Source organism: Cupriavidus sp. 09_S30 (genome assembly GCF_056930435.1).
In genome coordinates this window covers 2,067,376-2,083,615 of record NZ_JBXOWI010000002.1, presented here as the reverse complement: position 1 = coordinate 2,083,615, position 16,240 = coordinate 2,067,376, and the positions used below count along the sequence as shown (strand labels likewise).

The window sequence follows — 16,240 nt, the reverse complement described above, 5'->3', positions numbered from 1 at the left end:
CTATTTATTGCCTTGCCTGAAGACTTCCCGGAACCACGCGCGGTGGTGCTTCCAGGCCCATCCGCGGGTCACTGTGCCACGTGTCATCGCCCTGACGGAGCCCTTGATCCACAGTGCCGCGTAGATGTGGACAATGATGCCGCAAATCAGCACGAAGGCGCAAATGGCGTGCAGGACCGAGGCGGCACGGATTATCCCGATGGAGTAGTACTGCGAAAAGTAGGCGCGCCAGATCACGATGCCGCTCAGCAGCAGCAACAGCATGCAGACGACCATCAAGAAGAAGAGCAGCTTCTGCCCTCCGTTGTAGCGGCCCACCTCGGGCAGGGCCTCCTCGCGGTTGTTGATCACGTCGCCCAGGTGGCCGAGCCAGGCGCGGTCGGCGTGCGTCAGCAGGTTGTGGCGCCACATGCGCAGCGCCAGCACGGCGAAGGCCAGCGCCATGACGATGCCGAGGAAGGGGTGCAGGATGCGGGTCCAGGTGCCGCCGCCGAGCAGGTTGCTCATCCAGAACATCGACGGATGGAACAGCGCCAGCCCGGACAGCGCCAGCAGCACGAAGGTGATGGCGACGATCCAGTGTGTGATGCGCTCGCCCGCCGTGTAGCGCTGGACCAGGCCGGGCTTGTCATCGGGTTTCATCGCGCTTCTCCTGGCTGTCCGCGCCGTCCCCGCGGGTGGGTTCCTTCTTTGCGGCGTCCTCGTCCTCCGGCCCGGTTTCGTTCGGGCCCACGCGGATGTAATGGAAGAAGCCGGCCAGCGCCGCCAGCACCATGCCGGCCACCGCGATCGGCTTGGCTACGCCTTTCCACAGGCCGACCAGTGGGCTGATGCGCGGTGCGTCCGGCAGCCCGGAATAGAGGGAGGGCCTGTCGGCATGATGCAGCACGTACATCACGTGGGTGCCGCCCACGCCGGCCGGATCGTACAGGCCGGCCTTGTCGAAGCCGCGCGAGTTCAGGTCCACGATGCGCTCGGCCGCGTGCGCCTTCATGTCCTCCTTGGTGCCGAAGACGATGGCGCCGGTGGGACAGGTCTTGACGCAGGCCGGCTCCAGGCCCACGCCGACCCGGTCCGAGCACAGCGTGCACTTGTAGACCTTGTGGTCGGTCTTGGACAGGCGCGGGATGTTGAACGGGCAGCCGGTGATGCAGTAGCCGCAGCCGATGCAGTTCTCCTCGTGGAAGTCGACGATGCCGTTGGTGTACTGCACGATCGCGCCTGGCGAGGGGCAGGCCTTCAGGCAGCCGGGATCCTCGCAGTGCATGCAGCCGTCCTTGCGGATCAGCCACTCCAGGTTGCCGTTCGCGTTCTCGTACTCGGCAAAGCGCATCACCGTCCACGACTGCGCGGACAGGTCCGCCGGATTGTCGTAGACGCCGACGTTGGTGCCGACCTCGTCGCGCAGGTCGTTCCATTCCATGCAGGCGGCCTGGCAGGCCTTGCAGCCGATGCACTTGGTGGTGTCGATCAGCTTGGCCACCTCGCCGGCGGCGGGTTGCCGCGCCTGTGGGGAGGGCGTGGTGGTGGCCGAGCGGCGCTTGATGTCAAGGGATTGCAGTGCCATCGCGCCTCTCCTATGCCTTCTCGACCTTCACCAGGAAGGACTTGAACTCCGGCGTCTGCGAGTTGCCGTCGGCGACGAAGGGCGTCAGCGTGTTGGCCAGGAAGCCCGGCCTGGCCATGCCGGTGAAGCCCCAGTGGATGGGGATGCCGACCGTGTGCACCATGCGGCCGTCGATCAGCAGCGGCTTGAGGCGCTTGGTCACCACCGCCACGGCCTTGATGTAGCCGCGGTTGGAGCTGACCTTGACTCTGTCGCCGGCGACGATGCCGATCTCCTTGGCCAGCGCCTCGCCGATCTCGACGAACTGCTGGGGCTGCAGCACGGCATTGATGTGCGCGTGCTTGGTCCAGTAGTGGAAGTGCTCGGTCAGCCGGTAGGTGGTGGCCACGTGCGGGAAGGCATCAGCCTTGCCGAAGGCGGCCCAGTCGTCCTTGAACACGCGCGCCGCCGGGTTGCTGGTGGCTTCCGGCCGCTTGCCGTTCAGCAGGTTGTAGCCCAGCGGGTTCTCGAAGGGCTCGTAGTGCTCGGGGAAGGGCCCCTCGGCCATGTTGTCGCGCGCAAAGAAGCGCGCCGCGCCCTCGGGCAGCATGATGAAGGGCCCCATGCCGTGCGCCGGATCCTCGTCGATCTTGAAATCGGGCACGTCGGCGCCGCCCCAGCTCTTGCCGTTCCAGCTGACCAGCTTGCGCGCCGGATTGAAGGGCTTGCCGGTGAGGTCGCAGGAGGCGCGGTTGTAGAGCACTCTCCGGTTGGCCGGCCAGGCCCAGGCCCAGCCCAGCGTCTGGCCGATGCCGGTGGGGTCGGCGTTGTCGCGGCGCGCCATCTGGTTGCCCGCGGACGTCCAGGCGCCGCAGAAGATCCAGCAGCCGGACAGCGTGCTGCCGTCGTCGCGCAGCTCGGCGAAGCCGGACAATTGCTCGCCGGCACGGCGCAGGATCTTGCCCGGATCCTTCGGGTCGGCGAGGTCGGTCACCGCGCGCCCGGAGTACTCCATGGCAATCTCTTCCGGCGTGGGGCTGGCCGCATTGGCATAGGGCCAGGACAGGTTGACGATCGGGTCGGGGAACTTGCCTCCGTCCTTCTGGTACAACTGGCGCAGGCGCAGGAACAGGGCCGACATGATCTCGATGTCGGTGCGCGCCAGGCCCGGCGGCTCCGCGCCCTTCCAGTGCCATTGCAGCCAGCGCCCCGAATTTACCAGGGTGCCGTTTTCCTCGGCGAAGCAGGATGTGGGCAGGCGGAACACCTCGGTCTGGATCTTTGAAGGATCGACGTCGTGGTGTTCGCCGGCGTTGCGCCAGAACTCCGAGGTCTCGGTGGTCAGCGGGTCCATCACCACCAGGAACTTCAGCTGCGACAAGCCGCGCATCACCTTGGCCTTGTTCGGCGCCGCCGCCAGCGGGTTGAAGCCCTGTGCGAGATAGCCGGTCATCTTGCCCTGGTTCATCAGTTCCAGGACCTGCAGCAGGTCATAGGACTTGTCCAGCTTGGGCAGGTAGTCGAAGGCCCAGTGGTTCTCCGCCGTGGCGGCATCGCCCCACCACGCCTTCATCAGGCTGACGTGGAACTTGCCGTAGTTCTGCCAGTAGCTGAGCTGGTTCGGCCGCAGCGGCTTGGGGGCGCGCGCGGCGATGTACTTGTCGTAGTCCTGTTCCTGCTCGGAGGGCAGCGTCAGGTAGCCCGGCAGCAGGTTGGTCATCAGGCCCAGGTCGGTCAGGCCCTGGATATTGGAGTGGCCGCGCAGCGCGTTCATGCCGCCGCCGGCGATGCCGATATTGCCCAGCAGCAGCTGCACCATGGCCCCGGTGCGGATCATCTGCGAGCCGATCGAATGCTGCGTCCAGCCCAGCGCGTACATGATGGTCATGGCGCGCGTGGGCGTGGCGGTGGACGCCATCATCTCGCAGACGGTATTGAACTTGTCCTGCGGCGTGCCGCAGACGCGCTCGATCATCTCCGGTGTGTAGCGCGCGTAATGCTGCTTGAGCAGGTTGTAGACGCAGCGCGGGTGGGCGAGCGTCGGGTCGGTCTTGACGTAGCCGTCCTCGCCCGTCTCGTAGTCCCACGAAGTCTTGTCGTAGCTGCGCTTCCCGGCGTTGTAGCCGGAGAAGAGGCCCTGGTCGAAGGCGAAGTCCTCACGCACGATGAAGCTCAAGTCCGTGTAGTTCTTCACGTAATCGTGCTGGATCTTGTCGTTGGCCAGCAGGTAGCGGATCACGCCGCCGAGGAAGACGATGTCGGTGCCGGTGCGGATCGGCACGTACAGGTCGGCCACGGAGGCGGAGCGCGTGAAGCGCGGGTCGATCACGATCAGGCGCGCCTTGTTGTGCGCCTTGGCCTCGGTCACCCATTTGAATCCGCATGGGTGGGCCTCGGCGGCATTGCCGCCCATGATCACGATTACGTCAGCGTTCTTGATGTCGACCCAATGGTTCGTCATCGCGCCGCGGCCAAACGTCGGGGCAAGACCTGCCACCGTCGGGCCGTGTCAGACACGTGCCTGGTTGTCGAATCCGAGAATGCCGAAACTGCGAATGACCTTGTGGGTCAGGTAGCCGACTTCATTGCTGCTGGCCGATGCGGCCAGCATGCCGGTGCTCAGCCAGCGGTTGACGGTGAGGCCGTCCGCCGTCTTCTCGACGAAGTTGGCGTCGCGGTCCTGCTTCATCAGCCGGGCGATGCGATCGAGCGCGTCGTCCCAGGCAATGGGCTGCCACTTGTCGGAGCCGGGGGCGCGGTACTCGGGCTGCGTCAGCCGGCTGGGGCTGTGGATGAAGTCGATCAGCGCCGCACCCTTCGGGCACAGCGTGCCGCGGTTGACCGGATGGTCGGGGTCGCCCTCGATATGGATGATGCTGGCCTTGGCATTCTTGGCGCCATCGCCCAGGCTGTACATCAGCAGGCCGCAGGCCACCGAGCAGTAGGGGCAGGTGTTGCGCGTCTCGGTGGCGCGCGCCAGCTTGAAGGCGCGCACCTCGGCCAGCGCTGTCTCGGGCGCGAAGCCGAGCAGCGCGAGGCTCGATCCCGCGAGGGAGGCGCCTGTCACTTTAAGGAACTGGCGCCGGTTCATCGTAACCATGGGGACACCTCCTCGTCATCGCGTCTGTGGCCTGTGCCGTGCGCGGGCATGACTGCCTTGGAGTATAGGTCAGGTGGCGCAGCAAACACTATGGGAGACTCCCCCGACTGCCGCGTGGGCGGCCTTTCTTGTGCTATGCACAATGCGGGGTGCTGTGCTGTGCTGTGCGCGGGCGCCTCAGCCTGCGGCGGCGACGGCGACCTTGCGCAGCGCGGCGTCCAGGGCGTCCATCGAGATCGAGCCCAGCGCCACGCGCAAGGCCTGCGGCGCCGACGGCCCGACGGAGAATGGCTCGGCCGTCGTCACCAGCACGCCGGCACGCTCCAGCGACGCGGCGACGCCGTCGGCGCGCACGTCCTCCGGCAAGGATAGCCACAGGTAGTAGGACGACGGGTGCGCGCTGATGTGGTGGCCCCGCAGCACGCGCCGCGCCAGGGCCTGGCGGCGCCGTGCGTCGCTGCGCTTGCGTGCCTCCAGCGCATCGACCGTGCCCGACTCGATCCAGTTGCAAGCCAGCGCCACCATCAGTGAAGGCGTGTTCCAGGTCGATACGCGGATCGCGCGCTCCAGCGCCGGTACCAGCTCAGGCGGGGCGGCCACGAAGCCCAGCCGCAGTCCGGAAGCCACGCTCTTGGACAGGCCCGAGACATAGATGGTGCGCTGCGGCGCATGGTTGAAGACCGGCGCCGGCGCCGGTTCGGCCAGGAAGGCATAGGCGCCGTCCTCGATGATCAGCAGGTCGTAGCGCTGCGCGATGGCGGCAAGCCGGGCACGCTCCGCCTCGGCCATCACCAGGCCCAGCGGATTGTGCATGGTGGGCATGGTGTAGACGGCGCGCACCGGGCGGCGCCGGCACAGTGCTTCCAGCCGCGCCAGGTCCGGGCCGCCGGCCAGCATGGGCAGCGGTTCCAGGTCGATGCGGCTGGCCTGGGCCAGGGTTTTCATGCCCGGATAGGTCAGGGCGTCGACGGCGAGCACGTCGCCGGGGCGCAGCAGCGCCATGGTCGCCACCGCCAGTCCCTGCTGCGCGCCGTTGACGATCAGCACCTGTCCGGCCGGCACCCGTATGCCGCGGTTGCGCAGGTGCCGCGCGACGGTCTGCCGTTCATGGGGGCGGCCGCCCTGGGGCGCCGAGTGCAGCAGGGCGTCGAGGTCACCCGAAGCGGTAAGGGCGCGCAGGCCGTCGCGCAGCAGCTCCGCTTGGCCCGGCAGGGCCGGATAGTTGAAGGTCAGGTCGACCGCGCCCGATGCCAGCGGCTGCTGCTCCAGGCCCAGTCCGCGCGGCAGGGTGGTGTCGCGCACGAAGGTGCCGCGGCCCGTCTCGCCCACCACCAGGCCGGCTGCCTCGAGTTCCGCGTAGACGCGCGTGGCGGTGGCCAGCGCGATGCGGTGCTGCTTCATCAGGGCGCGCACGGCGGGCAGGCGGGTGCCGGGCGGCAGTTCGCCGGCGCGGATGCGCCCGGCTAAGGCGTCGACGATGGTCTTGTAGCGGGTGATGCCCATCGGTGGCGGAGGAGGTGGTGGTGGAGGTGGCCTCGGGAGCGGTCGATTGTGGTCGAATGTATCTAGGACAATTTCTTGTCCGTACCAGGTGCGGAGTTTAGCCTGACCGCGTCATCCATGCTTCCAGGCCCATCCGATGCCCGATCCCGCCACCCTGTCGATCTTTGCCGGCGCCGTGCTGCTGCTGATGCTGTCGCCCGGCCCGAACATGGCCTTCGTCGTGGCGCACGGCGCTGCCTTCGGCTTCGGCGGCGGCATCGCCGCTTCGCTGGGCATCGCGGCCGCCGATCTGGTCCTCACCGGGCTGACCGCGACCGGCATCACGGCACTGGTCGCTGCCTGGGCACCGGCATTCGACGCGGTCCGCTATGCCGGCGCCGCCTACCTGTTGTGGCTGGCCGCCAAGGCCCTGCGCCCGTCGCGCGGCTCGGGCGCGGCGGTGGCGATGCAGGCTTCGCTGCCGGCGGTGTTCGTGCGCGGCATGCTGAACTGCCTGCTGAACCCGAAGGCACTGCTGTTCTTTATGGTGTTCCTGCCGCAATTCGCCGAGCCCGGACGCGGTCCCGTCGCGCCCCAGTTGCTGATGCTGGGCTGCGTGCTGACGGCGATCAGCCTGGCCTACCACGGCGCGCTGGGCGTGCTCGGCGGCACCGCGCGCCGCCTGCTGGCCGCCAGGCCGCGCATGGCCCGGCTGCAGTCCGGCGGCCTGGCCGCGGTGCTGCTGCTGCTCGCGCTGCGCCTGGTGCTGATGCAGCGCCCCGGCTGAGACGGGCCCAGGCATGACCGGATTCCTCAACCCAGGCCAATCGAGCCTTGTCCATCCCATGTCTATGTATATCGCTGCCTTCATCTACAAGCCAGGCCAGGCCGACGAGACCTTTCACCGCCTGAGCGCCATCATCGACGACGTGGCCGCCGGCATCCCGGGCTTCGCCGGTGCCGAGTCGTGGCGCTCGCCCGACGGCAGCATGGCCAACGCCACCTACTACTGGCGCGATCTCGACTCGCTGCAGGCCTTCGCCAGCCATCCCCGCCACCTCGCCGCCAAGCGCCAGTACCGCCGCTGGTACGAGGGCTACCACGTGGTGGTGTCGCGGGTTGAGCGGGCCTATGGTGACGGCAAGCTGCCGCACCCCGTGCCCGACAGCCGCGCGGCCGCGGCCTGAGCGGCCGGCCATCAGCAAGAAGGGGCGGTACGGGGCGCAGCAGCCATGCTGCCCTGCCCCGTACCGCCCCGCTTGCGTCAAGCCGGCCCGATGCTTACTCCGGCTTGACCCCCGCATCCCGGATTACCGCGGTCCACCGCGTCATCTCGGTCTTGATCCTGGCCCCGGTCTGCGCCGGCGTGGTCCAGGTGGCGATCGCGCCCTGCTTGAGCAGCGTCGCCTTGACATCCGGCTCCGCGAGGATCTTCTTCAGGTCCGCGCTGAGCCGGTTGATGATGGGCGCCGGCGTGCCGGCCGGCGCCACGATGCCGAACATCGAGCTGACCTCGAAGTCCTTCAGGCCCGCCTCGGCCGCGGTGGGCACGTCGGGCAGCGTGCTGACACGCTCGTTGCTGGTGACGGCCAGCGCGCGGATCTTGCCGCCCTTGATGAAGGACTGGGCTGCCGGCACCGTTTCCACCATGCTCAGCACCTGGCCGCCGATCAGGTCGGTCATGGCCGGGCCGCTGCCCTTGTAGGGCACGTGCAGCATGTCGACGCCGGTCATGTGCTTGAACAGCTCGCCCGCCAGATGCTGCGGTGAACCATTGCCGGCCGAGCCAAAGGTGATGCTGCCGGGCTTGGACTTGGCCAGTTCGACCAGCTGGGGCAAGGTGTTCGCCTTGACCGAGGGATTGACCACGAAGACCAGCGGCACCGTGCCGACGATGGCGATCGGCGCGAAGCTCTTCTCGAGGTCGTAGGGCACGCGGCTCTTGTACAGCGCAGCGTTGATGGCATGGCTCGTCAGCGCGCCCATCAGCAGGGTGTAGCCGTCGGCGGGCGACTTGGCCACCAGCTCGGCGCCGATGTTGCCGGCGGCGCCGGCGCGGTTGTCCACCACCACCTGCTGGCCGAGCGTGGTCGTCAGCTGCTGTGCCAGCGTGCGGCCGATGACGTCGGTGGCGCCGCCGGGCGGATAGGGCACGACCAGGCGGATCGGCTTGGTGGGGTAGTCGGCGGCGGCGGCGATGGCCGGCGCCAGCAGCAGGCTGGCGCATGCCGCCAGCGAGGACAAAAGCAGGGCGCGCCGCGCGCCCGTGCGGGCGCGGCCGGGCATGCTCAAGAGGCTGGGCATGAAGGTCTCCTGTGCCGGGATCCATTGGAATCGAAGGGAAGGGCGGTGGCGCATCGCCGCCGCGCCGATGATGCCCGGCTCAACATCGAGGCCTAGTGTATGAAACGTCTCTTGATAGAAGAATCAGAATCTTTCTATCGACTGATCTCAGATTTCAATTAATTTCCGCCGGCCGATGCCGGGCTTGCCTCCGCCCCGTCTTGCCAGCTAAGCTGTGCGCCTCGATTATCAATAATATTATTGGAGATACCGGATGTCCTCCGACAAGCGCCCAAGCGCCCAGAACGATGCGGCCGACACGCCGCAGGCAGCGCAACCGTCCGCCGGCCGCAGCACGCAGGGACTGGCCAAGGGCCTGACCAACTACGGGGACACCGGTTTCTCGCTCTTCCTGCGCAAGGCCTTCATCAAGGGCGCGGGCTACACCGACGACGCGCTGTCGCGCCCGGTCATCGGCATCGTCAACACGGGCAGCAGCTACAACCCTTGCCATGGCAACGCGCCGCAACTGGTGGAGGCGGTCAAGCGCGGCGTGATGCTGGCCGGCGGGCTGCCGGTGGATTTCCCGACCATTTCGGTGCATGAGAGCTTCTCCGCGCCGACCAGCATGTACCTGCGCAACCTGATGTCGATGGACACCGAGGAGATGATCCGCGCCCAACCGATGGACGCGGTGGTGCTGATCGGCGGCTGCGACAAGACCGTGCCCGCGCAGTTGATGGGCGCGGCATCGGCGGGTGTGCCGGCGATCCAGCTCGTCACCGGCTCGATGCTGACCGGCGCGCACCGAGGCGAACGCGTGGGCGCATGCACGGATTGCCGCCGCTACTGGGGGCGCTTCCGTGCCGAAGAGATCGACGGTGCCGAGATCGCCGACGTCAACAACCAGCTGGTGGCCAGCGTGGGCACCTGCTCGGTGATGGGCACGGCCAGCACGATGGCCTGCCTGACCGAGGCGCTTGGGATGATGGTGGCCGGCGGCGCTTCGGCCCCGGCAGTTACCGCGGACCGCATCCGCGTGGCCGAGCGCACCGGCACCACTGCCGTGGCCATGGCGGCCGCGCGCCTGACGCCGGACCGGATCCTGACCGGCAAGGCCATCGAGAACGCGCTGCGCGTGCTGCTGGCGATCGGAGGCTCGACCAACGGCATCGTGCACCTGACGGCCATCGCGGGCCGGCTCGGCATCGATATCGACCTGGCCGGGCTCGACCGCATGAGCCGCGAAACGCCCGTGCTGGTAGACCTGAAGCCGTCGGGCCAGCACTACATGGAAGACTTCCACAAGGCCGGAGGCATGCCGGCGCTGCTGCGCGAACTGCGTCCGCTGCTGCACCTGGACGCGCTGACCGTCTCCGGCCGCACCCTCGGCGAGGAGCTGGACGCGGCACCGCCGCCCTTTGCGCAGGACGTGATCCGCTCCCGCGCCGAGCCGATCTACCCGGCGGGCGGGCTGGCCGTGCTGCGCGGCAATCTCGCGCCGGGCGGCGCCATCATCAAGCAGTCCGCGGCCGATGCGGGGCTGATGGAGCACGAAGGCCGTGCCGTGGTGTTCGAGGATGCGGAAGACATGGCGCGCCGCATCGACGACGAAGACCTAGACGTCAAGGCCGACGACATCCTGGTGCTCAAGCGCATCGGGCCCACCGGCGCGCCGGGCATGCCGGAGGCCGGCTATATGCCGATTCCGAAGAAGCTGGCGCGCGCCGGCGTCAAGGACATGGTGCGCGTCTCGGACGGGCGCATGAGCGGCACCGCGGCTGGTACCATCGTGCTGCATGTGACGCCGGAGGCTGCCATCGGCGGGCCGCTCGCGCATGTGCGCAGCGGCGACCGTATCCGCCTGTCGGTGTCGCGCCGGGAAATTGCGCTGCTGGTCGACGATGCCGAGCTGGCCACCCGCGCCGCCGGGCAGCCGGTGGCGCGCCCGCAGGCCGCGCGCGGCTATCGCAAGCTCTTCCTCGACACCGTGACGCAGGCGGACCAGGGCGTCGACTTCGATTTCCTGCGCGCGGAGCAGACCGTGGAAACCGTGCCGCGCGAGCGTTGAGCCATGGCCGATGAAACCACCACCGACGAGAGCGGCGCCGAGGCCGGGGCAGATGCGCTGCAGCTGGCTATCGACACGATCGAGGAAGACATCGTCTTCGGCCGCCTGCATCCGCGCGAGCGCCTGACCGAGGACGAGCTGATGGCCCGTTTCGGGCTGAAGCGGCACCTGGTGCGGCAGGCCCTGTCCATGCTCGAGCAGATGGGCGTGGTGGAGCGCCGGCGCAATATCGGCGCGGTCGTGCGCGCCTTCGCCACCCATGAGGTCATGGAACTGTTCGGGCTGCGCGAGTTGCTCGAGGCGCATGCCGCCGCGCTGATTCCGCTGCCGGTGCCGGCGGCGCGGCTCAAGGAACTGGTGGCAGTGCAGCAGCGGCACGACGCGGCCGTGGCGGCGGGCGATGCGCGCGCCGTGTTCCGTATCAACCAGCAATTCCACCGCGAGCTGTTCTCGCTGACCGACAACGCGGTGCTGCAGCAGGCGATCGGCGAATATGCGCGGCGCACCCATCCGATCCGCTTCGGCTCGCTGGCGACCGCAGCCTACCGGGAGCGCGCGCGGCAGGAGCATTGGGCGATGATCGAGGCGCTGCGCGAGGGGCGCCGCGAGGAACTGGTCGCCCTGTGCCGCCAGCACCTGCAGCCTGCCCGCGACGCTTACCTGGCCGCCGAGCGCGAGCGCAGCGGCGCTGCCGAGCGGCGCTAACGCCCTGATCTGCAATTAACTGACCATTTTCCTGGCCAGGCGGCCGTGGAACGGGGACCCAGGCCAGCGCTGGCGCGGCCTGCTCGTTGCCGGCGAGCGAGCCGCCGCCGGGCAGCCTGCTAGAATGGGGGCTTATTTCCAGATCAGACGCAATAGACGCAACGATGGGCTTTGAACAACTTGCCGCACTGAAGGCGCAACTGGCGGCGCAGGCCAAGGAGAAGGCGGCTGCTGACAAGCCGCCGGCAAAGGCGAAGCCGGCAGGCGCGAAGCCGACGGGCGCGAAGCCGACGGGCAAGGGCCAGGGCAGGGGTGGCGCCAAGACCAATGCCAACCCCAATGCGAACGCCAATGCCAAGGCCTCGCATGCCAGGCAGGCGGCCAAGGCCGAGCCGGTCGATCCGGTGATCGAGTCGATCCGACGCCTGCAGAAGCAGTTTCCGCGCGCCTTTCCGAAGAAGCCCGAGCCCAAGCTGCCGCTCAAGCTGGGCATCATGCACGACCTCGTGGCGCAGCAGGAGAAGCTGGGCCTGACCGAGGCGCAGCTCAAGGAAGCGCTCGCCACCTGGTGCAAGGGCAGCCGCTACTGGAGTTGCATGGTGACGGGCGCCCCGCGGGTCGACCTGCAAGGCAACCCGGACGGCGAGGTGACCGCGGCGCAGGCTGAACGCGCCAAGTGGCTGGCATCACGCGGTCCCCGCCGACAAGGCGCGGACAAGGGCGAACGCCGAGGGCGCGGCCCGCGCGACGGTTCGGTCAAGCAAGCCGAGGCCACGCCTGCCGAGGCCAAGCCCGCCGAGGCCACGCTCGCTGAGGCCACGCTCGCCACGACGCAACCGGTCGAGGTCGCGCCCGCCGCGGCCGGCGAACCGTCGTCCGCCCCGACCCAGACCGCCCCGACACAGTCCGCCTGACGCCCTGGCCCCTTGATCGGGGCAGGGCGCCATCGCGCTTTCGCGCGCGCGGAAGCGCGGCTGCCGGACCCCGGTCTCGAGCCGGTGCCGGCGGCTAGCGTCCGCCATCGAAGGGGCTCTTCTCCCCCGCCCCGCTGTCCGGTGCGCGCGGGTGTTCGTCGCCGCCCGTTTCGCGCCGCACACGAACATAGCCGTCGCGCATGGCCATCTCGAACAGGCGCGGTTCATGCGCCAGACGGTGCGCGAGTTCCCCGGCGGTCTCGATGCCGTACCGCCACTTGAACCGGTAGGCGAGCGGACTGTCGGCGGCCACGCGCAGTTCCCAGTCCGGCGGAATCTCGGTCACCGTGTCGACGGCCTCGCACCAGGCGCGCCAGGCCAGGCGCGCGCGTGGATCGAGATAGTCGCCATCGCTGCGGCAGGGCATGGAACGTGCGGTTTCACCGTGAAATGCGCGCGCGAACCAGTGCTCGAACTTCCAGCGTCGCAGATCGAACGTTCCCCCGCTCACGCCCTTTCGCACCCTGTTTCGCACCACCTTGGCGGGATCTTGTGTTGCCGCTGCCCGCGGCAGCCAGCGTTCCGACCTTCCCATCGCATTCCCCGGCAATACATCGCACACATCGAATACGTCGCCAACCGCGTCAGGCGATGTGCCTGGCTTCATGTTTAGCGTAGGCCGGTGTCCTTAAGCCTCGCTTAAGTCGTGGCGACCATCATGAATCCAGTGAAGGCCTGGCCACGATGTGGATGGTGTCCGGTGTACGGCTTGAATATATCACAACGTGATATAAATTCGAGTTGACGGCCTCATCATTGCGAGGCATCGGGATAGCGCAATGGCCACGCTGTCCATCGGAGGCTGACATGGAGCGCAGAGCGCGCAGCGCACAGGAAGCGGTGAGCAAGGGGGAGCTGGAGGCCTTGTCCGCGTTTCGCTATCGGCTGCGCTGTTTCCTGCGGTTCTCCGAAGCCGCCGCGCGCGCGGAGGGCATCACGCCGCTGCAGTACCAGTTGCTGCTGCATATCAAGGGGTTCCGAGGCCGCGAATGGGCCACGATCGGAGAACTCGCCGAGCGGCTGCAGGCTGCGCCGAATGGCGTGGCGGCCCTGGTGTCGCGCTGCGAGGCCGTGGGGCTGGTGCGGCGCTGTCCAGGCGAGGTGGATCACCGGCAGGTTCAGGTGCACCTGCTGGCGGCGGGCGAGCATTGCCTGATGCGGCTGGCGGCCCAGCACCGGCGGGAACTGGACGTATTCAGCAGTGCCTTCCGTGCCGCCTGGGCGGAGCGGGAGTGAATGGCAGGGGCAGAGGGAGCAGAAGGAGCAGCAGATGCGAGACGGATTGAATGAGCACTGGGTGCAGTACCGCGGATTCATTGTCAGGGTCCGCTGCGATTGTGTCGGGGACTTGCGGCCGCCGGTGTGGGCCGTGCAAGTCGACCTGAGGAAGGGAGGTGATTCGCCCTTGCTCTGGCACCCCGATACGGGCCACCGCTTCGCCACGCGGACCGAGGCCGAGCAGGCAGGGTTCACGTGGGGCAGGCAAGCCGTGGACAGGATGCTGCCATAGCTGCCGATGTCCTTTTCTTTGGGAGACCACCATGCTTGTTAGATTTCATTCGTCCGCGGCGCAGGATCTCACGATGCTGAGGGACCTTGCCCAATATCTGCTGGGCATCATCGGCAAGCGCATCGGCGAGCGCGGCGTCATTACCTCCGAGGAACTGCCTGCGGCGATCGGCCGGCTAGAAGCCGCAGTCGCGCCGGCCGTTGCGAACGGTGTCAGCGGCGATCCCGTCCACGCGATGCAGCGAAGGCGCGTCTACCCGTTTCTCGACCTGCTGCGCGAAGCCCGTCGCCAGCATGCCGACGTGATGTGGGGCTTCTGACCATCAACCTCGAGCGGGTCGCCTGGCGCCTGCACGCGCCAGCGCGTTGTTGTCTTCCCCGCAATCCGCCGGCCGCTTCGGAAGGGGATTTCGCATAGGCACCTCAAGGCCGTGGGCGTCTCGGCAGGCAGCGTCGCCCTGCCGGGGCGCCAGCCCGCTTGCGCCCTTCACGCCTGCGAGGCCTGCGTCAGGCTACCGCTCTCAGCGGGCCGCCAGCGAACCGTCGCCAGCAGAGAGGCGAGCACGATCAGCGCGCCGCCGGCCCATCCCGCGGCGGTGATGCGTTCGCCCAGCCAGAGGCAGGCGAACAGGGCGCCGAAGGCCGGCTCGCTGCCCATCAGCAGTGCCACACGCGTGGCGCTGCTGCGGCGGATGGCATAGTTCTGCGCGAAGAAGGCGAACAGCGTGCAGGCGAGGACCAGGTACAACACGCTGGTCCAGAAGCCCGCATGCCCGGCGGGTGAGGGCAGGGCCTGCCACTGGCCGGGCGCGAACAGCAGCGCCGCGGCGGCGCTGCCCAGCGCGACCACGCCGGCCTGCACGGCGGTCAGCGTCAGTGCGGGCAGCGCGGGGCGGGAGGCGCGCGCCAGCATCAGACGCTTGGTCACGCAGACGATCAGCGCACGCAGGGCCGCTGCCGCCAGGATCAGCGCGTCGCCGGCCTGGAAGCGCAGCACGCCGCCGGTCAGCAGCCACGCACCTGCCAGCGACAGCACGACCGCGGTCCACTCCATGGGTGACGGTCGCCGGCGCAGCAGCGCCCACTCCGCGAACGGAGTCAGTACCACGCACAGGCTGATCAGGAAGGCGGCGTGGGAAGCCTGCGTCAGCTGCACGCCGAAGGTTTCGCACAGGAAGATGGCGAGCAGCAGCCCGCCTGTGGCCACCATGGCGGCCAGCGTGCGGATGTCGCAATGGCGCAGGTGGCGCAGCGCCGGCAACAGCAGCGTGAAGGTGATGCCGAAGCGCAGCGCCAGCAGGCCGAGCACCGGGTAGACGATGAGGGCTTGCTTGACCACGCCATAGCTGCTGCCCCAGACCACGGCAACGGCGAGCAGCATCAGGTCGGGCAAGAGGGTGGCGTGCGGTCGGCTGGGCATGGCGGACTGGAAAGTGAGGGGGCGGGAGAGCATTGTCGTGCATTGCGCTGGCGGCGATAATCGCGTCCATGTGCACATGATCTGTGCCACCATTGCATAAATAGACCGCCACCCGCGTCCCGCCATGAATCCAACTGAGTTGTTCACCCTGTTGCCGGACATGGCCGTGTTCGCCCGCGTGGTCGATGCGGGCAACTTCTCGCTGGCCGCGCGCCAGCTCGGCAGCACCCCCTCGACGGTCAGCCGGCAGATCAAGCGGCTGGAAGAAGCCCTGGCCACCAGGCTGCTGGAGCGTTCCACGCGCAAGGTGCGCGTGACGGCGTCGGGCGAGCAGGTCTACCGCCATTGCCGCGACCTGCTCAGTGCCGCCACCGGTGCGGTGGACGCCGCCGGCGCGCTGGCGGCGCGGCCGGCGGGCCGGGTCAGCCTGAGCGCGCCCACGGCCTTCGCCAAGACGGTGATCCATCCGCTGGTGCCGGACTTCCTGGCCGCGTATCCGGAGGTGGACGTGCACCTCGTCTTTACCGACGCCGAGGTGGATCCGCTGGACTATGACCTCGATCTGGTGATCCGCCTGACCGACCACCCGCCGCCCGGCCTCGCCGGCCGCAGGGTGGGCCAGGTGGAGTGGGTGCTGTGCGCGTCACAGGCTTACCTGGAGGCGCGCGGCACGCCCCGGCATCCGCGCGAGCTCGCGGGCCACGACTGCCTGTTCCTGGGCGAGACTGCCGACGACAACCGCTGGCGCTTCCGCCGGAGCGTGGCCGCCGGCGGAGCGCGGCAGGGTGGACGCGGCGCCGATGCGCAGTCCGAGACGGTAGCGGTGCGCGGGCGCTACATCGCCAACCACGCGGGCGCGCGGCTGGAGGCGGCGCAACAGGGCCTGGGCATTGCCAGCCTGCCGGATTTCGCCGCTGCGCAGGCATTGCGGCGCGGCGACGTGGTACGCGTGCTGGCTGACTGGGCGCTGGAGGCGCGCGCCTACGTCGGCGCGATCTGGCTGCTGTATCCGCCCAACCGCTTCCTGCCGCCCAAGGTCAGGGCGCTGATCGATTACCTGGACGCACGACTGCGGGGCGCGGACTGAACCAGGTCGCTCCGCAGCGGCGGCGCGCGCCAACGGTCACGCGATTCGTAGCGGACCGAGCGG

At 68.6% G+C, this 16,240-nt stretch carries 15 protein-coding genes; 8 read left to right on the top strand and 7 right to left on the bottom strand.

Annotated elements, in window-relative coordinates; translation table 11 throughout:
- The 4 genes from AC1Z3O_RS29550 to AC1Z3O_RS29535 form a co-directional block, all read right to left on the bottom strand.
- Positions 1 to 642, bottom strand: a complete 642-nt coding sequence (locus AC1Z3O_RS29550; protein ID WP_483520043.1) for a formate dehydrogenase subunit gamma — start codon at positions 640 to 642, stop codon at positions 1 to 3.
- Positions 629 to 1,567, bottom strand: coding sequence for a formate dehydrogenase subunit beta (gene fdxH, locus AC1Z3O_RS29545; RefSeq protein ID WP_483520041.1), 939 nt, complete (start codon positions 1,565 to 1,567; stop codon positions 629 to 631). Before fdxH ends, AC1Z3O_RS29550 begins: the two co-directional genes overlap by 14 nt.
- Positions 1,568 to 1,577: 10 nt before the next feature.
- Positions 1,578 to 4,646, bottom strand: coding sequence for a formate dehydrogenase-N subunit alpha (gene fdnG, locus AC1Z3O_RS29540; RefSeq protein WP_483520039.1), 3,069 nt, complete (start codon positions 4,644 to 4,646; stop codon positions 1,578 to 1,580).
- Between the two features lie 177 nt (positions 4,647 to 4,823).
- Positions 4,824 to 6,149 carry an aminotransferase-like domain-containing protein gene (locus tag AC1Z3O_RS29535; protein ID WP_483520037.1) on the bottom strand — a complete coding sequence of 442 codons (1,326 nt, stop codon included), beginning with the start codon at positions 6,147 to 6,149 and terminating at the stop codon, positions 4,824 to 4,826.
- 136 nt (positions 6,150 to 6,285) lie between these two features.
- Here AC1Z3O_RS29535 and AC1Z3O_RS29530 point away from each other — a divergent pair, with 136 nt between their 5' ends.
- Both AC1Z3O_RS29530 and AC1Z3O_RS29525 read left to right on the top strand, forming a co-directional pair.
- Entirely contained in the window at positions 6,286 to 6,915 is a 630-nt protein-coding gene (locus AC1Z3O_RS29530) for a LysE family translocator (protein ID WP_483520035.1), read from the top strand.
- 64 nt (positions 6,916 to 6,979) lie between these two features.
- Complete coding sequence (locus AC1Z3O_RS29525; protein ID WP_483522073.1) at positions 6,980 to 7,315, top strand: antibiotic biosynthesis monooxygenase family protein; 336 nt, start codon at positions 6,980 to 6,982, stop codon at positions 7,313 to 7,315.
- Positions 7,316 to 7,409: 94 nt separating this feature from the next.
- Here AC1Z3O_RS29525 and AC1Z3O_RS29520 read toward each other — a convergent pair whose 3' ends face one another.
- Positions 7,410 to 8,432, bottom strand: a complete 1,023-nt coding sequence (locus tag AC1Z3O_RS29520) for a tripartite tricarboxylate transporter substrate binding protein (protein WP_483520033.1) — start codon at positions 8,430 to 8,432, stop codon at positions 7,410 to 7,412.
- 253 nt (positions 8,433 to 8,685) lie between these two features.
- On the opposite strand from AC1Z3O_RS29520, the gene AC1Z3O_RS29515 reads away from it, so the two are divergent.
- The 3 genes from AC1Z3O_RS29515 to AC1Z3O_RS29505 all read left to right on the top strand — a co-directional run bounded on the left by AC1Z3O_RS29515 (position 8,686) and on the right by AC1Z3O_RS29505 (position 12,101).
- The gene (locus AC1Z3O_RS29515) at positions 8,686 to 10,482 is read left to right on the top strand and encodes an IlvD/Edd family dehydratase (protein WP_483520032.1); all 1,797 of its coding nucleotides are present in this window, start codon (positions 8,686 to 8,688) and stop codon (positions 10,480 to 10,482) included.
- 3 nt (positions 10,483 to 10,485) lie between these two features.
- Positions 10,486 to 11,187, top strand: a complete 702-nt coding sequence (locus AC1Z3O_RS29510; protein WP_483520030.1) for a GntR family transcriptional regulator — start codon at positions 10,486 to 10,488, stop codon at positions 11,185 to 11,187.
- Between the two features lie 164 nt (positions 11,188 to 11,351).
- Positions 11,352 to 12,101 carry a ProQ/FinO family protein gene (locus AC1Z3O_RS29505; RefSeq protein ID WP_483520028.1) on the top strand — a complete coding sequence of 250 codons (750 nt, stop codon included), beginning with the start codon at positions 11,352 to 11,354 and terminating at the stop codon, positions 12,099 to 12,101.
- A 94-nt stretch (positions 12,102 to 12,195) separates the two neighbouring features.
- Here AC1Z3O_RS29505 and AC1Z3O_RS29500 read toward each other — a convergent pair whose 3' ends face one another.
- A complete protein-coding gene (locus AC1Z3O_RS29500) occupies positions 12,196 to 12,612 on the bottom strand; it encodes a hypothetical protein (RefSeq protein ID WP_483520026.1) in 417 nt (138 codons plus the stop codon).
- Positions 12,613 to 12,968: 356 nt separating this feature from the next.
- Here AC1Z3O_RS29500 and AC1Z3O_RS29495 point away from each other — a divergent pair, with 356 nt between their 5' ends.
- Together AC1Z3O_RS29495 and AC1Z3O_RS29490 are read left to right on the top strand one after the other, a co-directional pair.
- Entirely contained in the window at positions 12,969 to 13,397 is a 429-nt protein-coding gene (locus AC1Z3O_RS29495; RefSeq protein ID WP_483520024.1) for a MarR family winged helix-turn-helix transcriptional regulator, read from the top strand.
- Positions 13,398 to 13,702: 305 nt separating this feature from the next.
- Positions 13,703 to 13,990, top strand: coding sequence for a DUF1840 domain-containing protein (locus AC1Z3O_RS29490; RefSeq protein WP_483520023.1), 288 nt, complete (start codon positions 13,703 to 13,705; stop codon positions 13,988 to 13,990).
- A 167-nt stretch (positions 13,991 to 14,157) separates the two neighbouring features.
- Here AC1Z3O_RS29490 and AC1Z3O_RS29485 read toward each other — a convergent pair whose 3' ends face one another.
- Positions 14,158 to 15,090, bottom strand: a complete 933-nt coding sequence (locus AC1Z3O_RS29485) for a DMT family transporter (RefSeq protein ID WP_483520022.1) — start codon at positions 15,088 to 15,090, stop codon at positions 14,158 to 14,160.
- A 124-nt stretch (positions 15,091 to 15,214) separates the two neighbouring features.
- Here AC1Z3O_RS29485 and AC1Z3O_RS29480 point away from each other — a divergent pair, with 124 nt between their 5' ends.
- Entirely contained in the window at positions 15,215 to 16,177 is a 963-nt protein-coding gene (locus tag AC1Z3O_RS29480) for a LysR family transcriptional regulator (protein ID WP_483520021.1), read from the top strand.
- Positions 16,178 to 16,240: the final 63 nt, after the last annotated feature.